Here is a 9,171-nt window from a genome sequence, read left to right on the forward strand (position 1 = left end):
CTGACGCTGGGCGATCTTGCCTTCGTAAGCGACGCTATATGGTAGGTCAGTGATGACCGGGTCCGCGACCGTTTCCGCGCAACTGCACGCGCGTCCAGCGCATCACCACAGGGCAGAGTCATTCTTCGTTGCCAAGTCAGGCTAAAACTTGAAGGAAACAAATGATGGCAATGACAGATATTTACGCATTCGTAGGGGCACTAGGGGCCGTGGTCACTGCAGTAGCTACCTTCTTTCTCTGGCGCGTCACTACAGTCTTGGCAAAAGAGACAAAACGAATGGCGGAAGCCACCTCGCAGCCCCACGTGGTGGCCACGCTGGACGTGAACCGTTGGTCAGTTCGGCATTTCGATCTCAACGTCGACAATACCGGCAATGCCACGGCCTACGATATTGAAATCGAATTTGATCCCCCGCTGGAGAACGGAGAAGCTCGCGGTGACCTTGACATCCCGTTTCAACGAATCAGCGTACTCAAACCTAGTCAAGGTCTTTCCAGCTATGTCGCAGAATACGCGGCGATAAAAGACAAGGCGTACACCGTCAAGATCAGTTGGCGCCGCTCACCGACGGATGCTTTGCGAGAGGAGAACAGTTACACCTTGAATCTAGCTGATAAGATTGGCATTAGCCAACTGGGCAACGATCCTCTTGTTCAAGCGGCCGGTGATATTCGGAAGTTTCGAGAAGATTTTTCTCGGCTTGCGCGCGGGAACACGCGTTTCAAGGTCGATTCATTTTCTTCATCGGATCGCCGCCGCGAGCGAGAGGCCATAGCCCAAAGGCGACGCCGATGGCCGGAAGAGCAAGTGCGTGAGTCGAGTGGTGGTGCTGACTCTGACGCGGTCAGACAAAACGGCTCCATGGATGACCAGTCCTGACACCTAGCCCGTCGTCACTGCCCCCCGACGCTGCCCACTCCGATAGTTCGGCCCTACAGCGCACCATCGGGCAACTATCGCAACTAGGGACGGGCCAGAAATGTAAAGAAAGCGCGGACAGCCAATGCAATTGGAAACCGACTGCGAATCGGCAGAAAATTGATCGATTGACGTCGATCGCATCACCATGAACACGATCCATACTGACAAGAATCTCCGACGAGCGCTGTACTCGGTCTATCCCGCCCAATTTGAGGCGCTGAAAGCCTGCCCCGACCAGCTGCACTATGGCGACGCAACGCGGATGCTTACGAGCCTCATGGGCTCCAAGCCTTGGTCGTGGCGAGTTGTGGGCATCACGCCTGCTGCACTCGACATTTTTTCTGCAAACGATTTCCAGAAGCCTAAGCGAGAACTACAACGAGGACACATTCATAGCCGATCGACTACCGCGAAAGCTTTGTTCAGTTCGGTAAAGCCCAAGTCTATTAGGGCATTCTTTGACTACTTCCTAGACCGCGACAAGACCGTCATCATGCTGAACAGAGAAAATCCGAGCCGAGGAAGTCGGCCTGTGCCAGGCTATTACCCAATCGATCTATCCCTAGAGCTTTTCCCCTGTGACTCGCTTATTGGATGGAAACAAGGCGAGGATGAGGAGCTTTTTCTCCGCACCCTACACAAGAATCGGTCTCGCCAGCACCGGTCGTGTGGCTGGCCAGAAACGAAGACTTGCAACAACTGCCGTGCTACTGCATAAGTATGTGAAAACGCAAAGCCCGCGTGCGCCGGCTTCGGATGCAAATTCTGCGATTCTGCTGGGAACCCAAGTTTGAATATGCTTGCAGTGTGGTATATGGTGCATATTGCGCAATCGGAGACAGATGTGGGCCGAATCTTTGTCAACTTACCTGATACGCAAATAGAGGCGTTAGCGGCAATAGCGGAGGCCGAACATCGTTCACGGGCGGCTGTCGTCCGCGATGCCATCAAGAGGTACATTTCGCAGCGAAAGCTGGCGCTTGGGCCTGATGTGTTCGGGCTATGGAAGGACAAGAAGATCGACGGCCTCGCATACCAGAAGAAGCGGCGCTCGGAATGGTGAATGGCGATCGATATGCATCAAAGGGCACTTTCGTCGCGGCGTATGGCAGCAACGGCACAGTCAGAGCCGCTGACCGTGGCGGTGCCAAGCGATGCCTTGAATGATCCGCACCCTCGCCCTAGGCCGTGGTAAAAATCAGGGGCGGCCGTCGGCCCCAGCGAACCGGGCGTTCGCGCGGCGTGGGGGTGGACATAGGGCTTCCAAATCCCAATCTCGCGAACCCCAAACGTTGATGAGCCAGATGGAAGGCGATGTGGGCATTGCGGGCTTCGCTGGGATGGGCGAATGGCAGATACTGATATGCGTGGCCACCGGATTGAAACTCCAGGATTCCGCCTGCCAACTGCTCGGTGATGGCCATGATTCCCCCCGGCCGGTGGACCCGCGTGCGTTGTCTCAACAGTCGCCAGGGCGAGTCTCCCCAGGACATGATCGTTACGTCGTCGGGGTGGTAATGCGGGCGCGTGCCGGCCAGCAGTGCCTCGAAGCCGTTCAAACAGCCAGCGTAGCCCGCTTTCACCGGGCCAGTGACACGCTCCTCGGGCGCGCGGTAGTCCGGGTAGATATTGACGAATAGGAGGTTGCCCAGTTTCCCGGACAGTAGGGGCTCGGTCACGGCGGCGAAATAGCGTCTTGCGACGGCCTCGTCGTTGTCTGGCAAGAGATGCAGGCCGTCCTGCCGCATGGGCCAGTTCAGCCTGTGTGGCTTACCCTCACGCTTGGGCACGATCGGATACCAGTCGTGGCCCACGATGATGACCAGGCGGCGCCCCGGGGCTTTGCCGTAGGTACGATGCAGAGCGTGGTCCGTCCAGGGACTGATGCCGAAGCTAAAGCCAAGGTCGTGCTGCCTGCAAAGCGTTACCATGCGGGCGGCCAGCTCCGGCGCCGATATGGCGCGACCGCTCTGCACCTCGGTATCGAGTTTCTCGACGGTTGTGCTGAAGGACTCGTACTTTTCGAGCGTTGCCCGATGGAAATCCGACGTTAGGTATGCCCATGGGCGCGTACGCGCGGTATCCCAGTAGCTCGCTAACTCCGGGGTAATGCGAGGAAAGATCTCACGGTAAGCCTCGATGATTCGTTGCGCTTCTGTACGGTCGTAATGCATCGTCCTCGAAGAAGTATCGTCTGGCATGGAGTTTGGGGGAACTGTTCTTGGTGTTCGATGCAAGGTGAGCCAAGCGGGCCGCTGGCCCGCAAGCACCCTATGGCTTTACACGAAAATGCTCGATCGACTGGCCAGCGTTTACGGCGCGCTGTAGTCAGTCCGGCAGATCGCCGTGACCATCCCACGCGTGGCCAAAAGCATCTCGGAAGCAAATCGGACGGGCGGAGGCATTGGCCAGCGACGCTGCTTCAGAAAAGCAGCCTGCGTTCTGAAGGTCGGCCAGATGCAGGCCATAGCGGGCCATTTGTGTCTTGATCCATAGGATCGTCGCGGCGCGCTCGCGCAACAGTTGGGTGTCAGAATCCTGGGGAAGGGCAGGAGGCATGCAGGCGATAGAGCTAGGATCGAAGCAGCAGGAGGGACAGGCCAGGGCATCGGGGCCAGATGCAAGAGCGATTCTAACGTGTGCGCCACGCCCCAGGTTTACGCCTGACCCTCGGGATTTTCCCCCGCACGCCGGCGAGGCATTGCGATAGCTGTACCTGTCGCAAGATACGGCGCGGGATGCCGAGACGTCCGCAGCTAATGCCTGCGACGCGACTGCCTAAGGAATTGCGTCGTCGTGCGGAAGCGCTTTTTGCTTGAGCACCGTCTGCCTGGGCTGTACAACAGTGCAGCTAACTCCGGATTTCCCGTCCAGCAAATCCGCACGTAGTCCAGCCAATCCCGGTTCCCTAGACAACAAACGCTGCAAAGGATTTTGCCTCCCGCCGACAGTAAGCCTCCCGGACCGTTACCGCCGACAGGGGTCGCGAGCAGGATCTTTGAACATAACGTTTGTTATGCGATTTTTGCATAACCCCGCAGGGCGGGCGGTTGGGTAGCCATTGAGCCGGCGAATCCCAGCTATCCGTCATGAAAGCTACTCTGGCCCTCGGACGATTTCTCCCCACGAATATAAGGGAGACGTCGCGGTCGTTCGCTTCACCGGGGCGAGAACTTGCAGCGCGATGCTAACGAGTTGGACCGGTCTGATCAGTTCGCGGTCCACATCGTGAATTTTGGCTTCCGTGGTATAGATGGCTTGCTGGTCTCCTGCAGTTCGCCACGCTTCCTTCAAGACGGCGTGGTAATGCCCGGTACTTTGCGTACCGCTACCGTCGTTGCTGATATCGACAGCAGCAAGCAGCTGAGCTGCTTCCTCATCGCCGTCTGGCAGCAGTTCAATGCGTACCCGCAACATAGTGGTTCCTTGCTTGATTGGTTCACCGGATGGGCACCAGTATGCGACGCGCCTTCCGTCGTTGACACGGAAGGCGGCCACAAAAGGGGGGCGCGAAGGCGTTGCTACTGGGCTTGCTCCATGTCGTCAAGCTTGGCTCGAAGTGTTTCGACGAGCCAGCAGAGGAAACATTCCCATCCTTCCCGGGTAATGGCTAAACCCTTGCCACTCTCGACCAGAACGCAGGTTGAGAGATCTCCGTCTGTAAGCTCCGGCCGGAGCAGTAGCCAACGAGCAAGGATGCTCTCCAACTCGTACGGGACGTCGTGCAGGTAAAGGTAGGAGCCGACTTCAGTCTCGACGTAAGGAAGCCCGGCCGGCAGCCAGGCCGACAAAAGCCGCATTTTCTGTTGCAGTGACATAGCAGACCTGGCTAAGACAACCCGTTTCGTTCCCATCTGTGATGGTAAAGCGGTTTTCAGTGGGCGAGTCAGAATGTTGGCCGAAGTGACCTCAGAGGGAACTGCGCATGGTCGCCAGAGCGCTGCCATCAAACGTGAGATGGCCAAGGCGAAACCGTCCAGGGACTCCAAGCCGAGGATTTCTTCCCGAGCGGGAAGTTTTGCGTGCTTGTAGAGACTTTGCCGCGTGAATCTTCCCGAGCGGGAAGATAGGCCGCGCCCGAACCCCAGTCGGGCAGCTAAAACCGCGACGTAAAGCCGTACGGAAAAGATAAGAAGCGCCTCATAGATCAATGCATGACACTTTTACGTCGAGTTACCGGACAACTTTACGTTAGAGGACTAACTTAGCCAGAAGCGGACATTACCGCTTAGCTGCTACACCTACGCTTCGCATAATGTATATTATGTTAAATAAAGTATAGGCAGCACCTCCGACCCGCCCAGCGCCTCCTACGCAGCTTGAGCAAAACGCAAGCCTCCAATCTCATTCCTTCCGTGCGCCAGCCCACATTGGCTCTCTGCCTGCCCCCCTAAGCTAGAAAAGTCCGGTCGGATGTCCTTCGGCATGCCACCGTGAGCTTCCAGCGCGGAACTCCCGCATTCCATGGCAACGCTGTCACTGGAGGTGATGCAAATGCGTCAACGCATGATTTTCCGGAAAACCGTGTGGGCGTCAGTGGTTGGTTTCTTCCTGCTGGCACCGTCGGTTCACGCAGCTCCGCCCGTCAGCTTTGATAATGACGCCTGCAACAACCCTTCCGCGGAAGCCAGGCTGAGGCAGCGAGAAGCTGCCGTGCTCGGCCCGGCCCATGCCGAGTCGCATGCCCGGGCACGTGGCAAACAGTGTCGGGTGGCAGCCGGGCTGGACCGGGTTGCCACGCCGGATGACCAGGTGCTGGCAGCGGCCAGGGCTCAGGCCACCAATACGGCGGGCCAATGGAGCCAGCCATTCGTCATCCCGGTAGTCGGCATCACTGCGGTATTGCTACACACCGGCAAGGTGCTGTTCTGGTCGTACGAGCCTACGCAGTACCATAATCCGGCAGCGTCGAACACCGGTGTCGCCTATGTGTGGGATCCCGCGACACGCACGGGGCATCCCATAACGCCGCCTGAGAACATCTGGTGTGCCGGCCAGACGATATTGAGCGACGGCAGGGTTTTCATTGCGGGTGGCAATCTGCGCTACCCCGACCCGAATGCGCCAGAAGGCCAGCAGAACTTCCAGGGCGCGCTGAGCAGCTATACGTTCAATCCGCTCAGCGAGAGCTGGACCACCCAGCCAAATATGTCGGTCGGCCGCTGGTATCCGACCGTGACCAAGCTGGCAGACAACCGGGTAGTCATCACCAGCGGCCTCGACGAAACGGGATCCGGAAATACCACGTCGGTGGTCGAACTGTTCACCCCTGCCGCGGGCATGGACAGCGTAGGCACGATGAGCACGGTGTCGTTCCACCATCCGTCCGGCATGTACCCGTTCCAATACCTGCTTGGTTCTGGCCAGATGATGCAGGCCGGGCCGGCCTTCTTCAATACCGTGCTGCTGACGCCCGGCACGTGGTCATGGAGCGGCATTCCGAACATGCTGAGTTCGCACTATGAGTACGCCAACGGCGTGCTCTATACCGATGCCTCGGTCACGCCCGCCAAACAGGTCGTGATGATCGCCGGTGGCGCCGAAGGCGACAGCGCCTTCCGCAACAACGAATGGTTCGATGTCGGCAACCCCAACGCAGGGTGGCGACAATTTCCGCAGTGGCTGCAGCCTCGCCATAACGCCAATACCGTGATCCTGCCGGATGGAACGCTGTTTACGGTGGGCGGCAATGCGGCCAGCAACGGTTATGACAACCCGCATTTTGACAGCGAGCTTTACAACAAGCCGGCCGGGGATCCGACCGGGACCTGGATTCCGATGAGCCCGAACACGATACAGGCGGGCTACCACTCCAGTGCCATTCTGTTGCCCGACGCCACCGTCTTGCTGTCCCAGGACGACATGAATCCCCTGGCCGTCAGTACGCACCAGGCACAGGTGTATTCGCCACCGTACCTGTTCAAGGGCGCGCGCCCGAATATCACCAGCGCACCGGGTACATTGAGCCTGGGACAAACCTTTACCGTTGGCTCCAGCACGCCCAGTGTTTCCAGCGTTGCACTGGTGGCGCCGGGGGCCGTGACGCACGGCAACGACATGCACCAACGCTATATCAAATTGCGCCATACCAAACAGGGCGCCAAGAACCTGCGCGTCACCCTGCCCGCCTCCAGTTCGCTGGTGCCGCCCGGTTACTACATGCTGTTTATCATCGACTCGCAAGGGGTGCCTTCCGTCGCCAAATTCGTTCGGGTTTCCTGAGGCAGGAGGTCGCACGGCATGACGGCATGATTGTTGCAAGGCCGGGTATGGTTGCCCGTTCAGGAGACAGTCATGCCATTCGATGCACGCCAGCCCGGCCGCCGTGGGCACCATGTCAAATCCCCGCTTGCGGCGGTATTGCTATGCCTGACAACCGGCCTGTACGCCGCGCCGCCCGCCGGCGACGTGGACTTCATGAACAAGGCCGCACAGGCAGGCCAGATGGAGATCGATGCCAGCAAGCTGGCCGAGACCAAGGCCACCAGCGCCACGGTCAAGCGTTTTGCCGGGCAGATGCTGCAGGACCACCGCGCCGCCGCGGAAGATCTCAAGCGACTGGCCAACGCCAAGGGCGTCCAATTGCCGACCACCCCGAGTCCCGCTGACCAGAAGAAGCTGGAAGCCATTGGCGCACTGCAAGGCGCCAGCTTCGACAAGCAGTACGCCGACGAAGTCGGGGTCAAGGCGCACAACGATGCGGTGGCACTATTCCGCAAGGCCGCGAGCGATGCGCGCGACAACGATGTACGGGATTTTGCAAAGAAGACCTTGCCGACGCTCGAGCACCATCTGGAATCCGCCAGGAAAATGGCATCGGAGGTATCGCGATAGCTGCCCGCAATGCTGGTCAGCCGGAGAGACGCCCACCCTTCCCTTCGCACCGCCACTCGGACAGGTGTAGCGAATAACGGCTGACCGTGCCAGCGGCAAGGCATCTGACGTCAGGGGAGGCAATATTGTGTGCACCAATTTCACCGCGGTGACGGGCCCGGTGCTGCGCGATGTTTTCGGGGCAGAACCGCCACCAGGAACATGGAAGCCGGAAATATGGCCAGGCGATGCCGCGCCGATCGTCCGTGCGGATGCCCGTGGCCGGCGCGAATGTTTGCTGGCCACCTTTGGCCTCGTGCCGCGCGCACGCCACGTCCACGGCGCGCGGGATTTTGAAACCATGAATGTCCGCGCCGAGTGCGTCGGTGACAGGCGCGGTTCGTGCAGCGCCTGGCACCGCACCCAGCTGTGCCTGGTGCCTGCGATGGCCATTTACGAGCCGTGCTACGTCGCGGGCCAGGGCTGGATCCGCTACCGGATCTGGCTACCGGACGAGCCGGCGCTTGGCATCGCCGGGCTGTGGAGGCAATGGCCGGATGGCTCCTATTCCTTCGCCATGTTCACGGTGAGCGCGCCTGGTCATGCGGTGATGAAGCTGATGCACACCCCCGGCAAGGAAAAACGGGCGGTTGTGATGATTCCGTACCTGCAGTGGCAAGCGTGGCTCGCGTGCCGGGATCCCGAACTGGCGCGAAGCTTCATGGCGCTCTATCCGGCAGAGAAGATGATGGCGGTTCCTGCCCCGCTTACGCCCCAACCCGCCGAGGAATCCGGCACGGCCGGCGTGGCCGCGCCAACCAGGTAGCCTGCTCAGGCGAAACGGTCATGCAGGATGGAAGCGCTCAGCTGACGCTTCTTCCAGTACATATGGTCGATGCGCTGCTGCAGCTTTCCCAGCACCGCAGGGTCCAGGGTTTCATAGGTCAGCAGCACGGCGGGGTGCGAGCCGTCGCCATCTTCATGCTCCAGGCTGTCGAATGGCGGGAATCCGTATTTCTCCAGGAACGTCCGGATTTCCTCGTCCGAGGTGTCGGGGTCGATATTGGTGAGCAGCAGGCGGCTCATTCTCTCTCGCAATTACAAGGTGACGGCGGGCGGGTGCTTTTTTTGAGGTTAGCACCTCGGCACCGTCCCTGCAGGACTGGACACATCATCGCAGCACGCCATCGCCGCGCCAGCATGCTGCACGGCCGCGATTGAATGAATTCCCGCTCCGTGAGCGGACAGCGTTGCAAATAATCCATGCCTGGCCGCTGCGGCCTACCAGGTAGCGCGGATATTCCGTCAGGCGCGCGGCTGGAACATGAGCGCGCCGTAGTGACTGGCCATGCCCGTTGCGCCGCGCCAAAGCAAAAACCCCTCGCAGCACACGCTGTCGAGGGGTTTTGCACAATAAGAGCCTGGCGATGACCTA

General features: G+C 59.5%; 10 protein-coding genes. 5 read left to right on the forward strand and 5 right to left on the reverse strand.

From position 1 onward, the window contains the following. Nucleotides 1-164 precede the first annotated feature (164 nt). The gene (locus U9J39_RS25185) at nt 165-881 is read left to right on the forward strand and encodes a hypothetical protein (RefSeq protein ID WP_326348437.1); all 717 of its coding nucleotides are present in this window, start codon (nt 165-167) and stop codon (nt 879-881) included. An 886-nt stretch (nt 882-1,767) separates the two neighbouring features. Further along, nucleotides 1,768-1,986: a ribbon-helix-helix protein, CopG family gene (locus tag U9J39_RS25190; protein ID WP_326348445.1), complete on the forward strand. Its 219-nt coding sequence runs from the start codon at nt 1,768-1,770 to the stop codon at nt 1,984-1,986. A 118-nt stretch (nt 1,987-2,104) separates the two neighbouring features. Here the strand turns inward: U9J39_RS25190 and U9J39_RS25195 are convergent, their stop codons facing one another. From U9J39_RS25195 to U9J39_RS25210, 4 genes are all read right to left on the reverse strand, one after another. Beyond that, nucleotides 2,105-3,097, reverse strand: coding sequence for a hypothetical protein (locus tag U9J39_RS25195; RefSeq protein ID WP_326348438.1), 993 nt, complete (start codon nt 3,095-3,097; stop codon nt 2,105-2,107). A gap of 154 nt (nt 3,098-3,251) precedes the next feature. Next, nucleotides 3,252-3,482 (reverse strand): H-NS histone family protein, encoded by a 231-nt coding sequence (locus tag U9J39_RS25200; RefSeq protein ID WP_326348439.1) that lies wholly within the window; start codon nt 3,480-3,482, stop codon nt 3,252-3,254. A gap of 537 nt (nt 3,483-4,019) precedes the next feature. Beyond that, the gene (locus U9J39_RS25205) at nt 4,020-4,340 is read right to left on the reverse strand and encodes a hypothetical protein (protein WP_326348440.1); all 321 of its coding nucleotides are present in this window, start codon (nt 4,338-4,340) and stop codon (nt 4,020-4,022) included. 104 nt (nt 4,341-4,444) lie between these two features. Beyond that, nucleotides 4,445-4,741, reverse strand: coding sequence for a hypothetical protein (locus U9J39_RS25210; RefSeq protein WP_326348442.1), 297 nt, complete (start codon nt 4,739-4,741; stop codon nt 4,445-4,447). Nucleotides 4,742-5,387: 646 nt separating this feature from the next. On the opposite strand from U9J39_RS25210, the gene U9J39_RS25215 reads away from it, so the two are divergent. The 3 genes from U9J39_RS25215 to U9J39_RS25225 all read left to right on the forward strand — a co-directional run bounded on the left by U9J39_RS25215 (nt 5,388) and on the right by U9J39_RS25225 (nt 8,562). Continuing rightward, nucleotides 5,388-7,145: a galactose oxidase-like domain-containing protein gene (locus U9J39_RS25215; protein WP_240987873.1), complete on the forward strand. Its 1,758-nt coding sequence runs from the start codon at nt 5,388-5,390 to the stop codon at nt 7,143-7,145. Nucleotides 7,146-7,217: 72 nt separating this feature from the next. Beyond that, nucleotides 7,218-7,757: a DUF4142 domain-containing protein gene (locus U9J39_RS25220; RefSeq protein WP_115684065.1), complete on the forward strand. Its 540-nt coding sequence runs from the start codon at nt 7,218-7,220 to the stop codon at nt 7,755-7,757. Nucleotides 7,758-7,884: 127 nt separating this feature from the next. Continuing rightward, nucleotides 7,885-8,562: an SOS response-associated peptidase family protein gene (locus tag U9J39_RS25225; protein WP_116314818.1), complete on the forward strand. Its 678-nt coding sequence runs from the start codon at nt 7,885-7,887 to the stop codon at nt 8,560-8,562. A gap of 5 nt (nt 8,563-8,567) precedes the next feature. On the opposite strand, the gene U9J39_RS25230 is transcribed toward U9J39_RS25225, so the two are convergent. Next, nucleotides 8,568-8,822, reverse strand: a complete 255-nt coding sequence (locus tag U9J39_RS25230) for an RNA-binding protein (RefSeq protein ID WP_115684063.1) — start codon at nt 8,820-8,822, stop codon at nt 8,568-8,570. Nucleotides 8,823-9,171 lie beyond the last annotated feature (349 nt).

This window comes from Cupriavidus sp. SS-3, assembly GCF_035818815.1.
GTDB classification, from domain to species: domain Bacteria; phylum Pseudomonadota; class Gammaproteobacteria; order Burkholderiales; family Burkholderiaceae; genus Cupriavidus; species Cupriavidus taiwanensis_C.